The sequence below is a fragment of the Vaccinium witches'-broom phytoplasma str. VAC genome (assembly GCF_000309405.1).
In the GTDB taxonomy this organism is placed as follows: Bacteria; Bacillota_I; Bacilli_A; order Acholeplasmatales; family Acholeplasmataceae; genus Phytoplasma.
In genome coordinates this window covers 1-1,357 of sequence record NZ_AKIN01000086.1, presented here as the reverse complement: position 1 = coordinate 1,357, position 1,357 = coordinate 1, and the positions used below count along the sequence as shown (strand labels likewise).

2 protein-coding genes are annotated in these 1,357 nt (G+C 24.7%); both read right to left on the bottom strand.

The window, feature by feature from the left end; all coding sequences use genetic code 11:
* Positions 1-268 precede the first annotated feature (268 nt).
* Positions 269-1,147 carry a DUF2963 domain-containing protein gene (locus RI68_RS03670; protein ID WP_017193585.1) on the bottom strand — a complete coding sequence of 293 codons (879 nt, stop codon included), beginning with the start codon at positions 1,145-1,147 and terminating at the stop codon, positions 269-271.
* A gap of 27 nt (positions 1,148-1,174) precedes the next feature.
* Positions 1,175-1,357: hypothetical protein (locus RI68_RS03910; protein WP_038104547.1), on the bottom strand; the 183-nt coding region annotated here is incomplete at its 5' end.

The window sequence follows — 1,357 nt, the reverse complement described above, 5'->3', positions numbered from 1 at the left end:
CTTTAGCTGTAAATCCAGCGGCTTTTAATTCCGTAGATGTAACTCTAGACATTTAAATCTCCTTTTGTTTAAATTTTATTTAAATAGAAAAACAACTTTATTAACTTATCACCTACTCTTTTAAAAATTCCTCTAAGGAGGAATTAATTTTGTTTCTTTTTTTCTTTAAGTTTTTTACTAAGGGCTTAAGGTCTGATTTAGTAAAAATATAAATAAAGAGAAAACGGTGACAATGAACTCCTCTAAGGAGGAGTTCAGAGAGTTTTTTTTAATATGTAGTTGTTTTAACTTGCTTACCAGTATCTTTATCGTATTCAACTATATAATCAATCTTTTTTCCGTCATTTTGATAATTAATTTCTTTAATTGTTTTACAAGTATTTTTATCGTATTCAATTATATAATCAATAGTTTTTCCGTCTGAGCAATAAGTAGTTACTTTAATTCTTTTACCAGTAACTATATCGTATTCATCTACAAAAATAATAGTTTTTCCGTCAACTTGATAAGTAATTTTTTTAACTTTCTTACCAGTAACTATATCGTATTCATATATATAATTAATCAATTTTCCGTCATATAGATATTGAGTTTGTTTAACTTTCTTACCAGTGTTAACATCAAATTCCTCTAAAGAACCGTCAATGTTTTTTCTTTTTATCATTTTATCATTTAATGGGTTAAATTCAGTCCAAACACCGTTACTTAACGTTTCTTTGATTCTTTTACCATTATTATCATATTCAGTCACAGTATGGTATTTGTCAGTTGATTTTAGTAACATACCACTATTAGGGTCATATTCCCAAACTCTATCATCTTTATCAATTTTTTTAATTAATTGACGAGTAACTAAACTATAATATTCTTTTGTTCCGTCCTCTTTTATTAATTCATAAGGAGCTGATTTTAAATGGGTTATTTGATTTTGTAATTCCTCATTATCTTGATATAATTTTTCGTTTAATTCTTTAGCTTTTTGTGGAATATCTATTTTTTGTATCTTTTCAATACGTTCCATTGTTTCCTCATGATATTTATAAGCGGCACCAATAATTAAGAAAAAACAAAATAATAAAATACCGCACATAATGAGGAAAGGAATAAAATAATAACGTCTATTCCATAATTTAATTGTCATAGTCATATTAATTTTTTTCGCTTTCTTTTACAATTATGTTTTTTTTCTACTAACGAATAAAGAAAAAGGAATATTTTCGTCATCGTAGATAGAATATAACATTAATTGCAATATAATATTTAAAATAAAACCTAATAACATTATAACTTTTTGTAATATAAAAAACCAAATGTTTAAAACAATAACCATAATATCTAAAATTCTTAAAACAATTTT

Excerpts from the sequence above, each read along its gene's own strand:
- RI68_RS03670 (WP_017193585.1), bottom strand. The coding sequence starts at position 1,147 with ATGACTATGACAATTAAATTATGGAATAGACGTTATTATTTTATTCCT.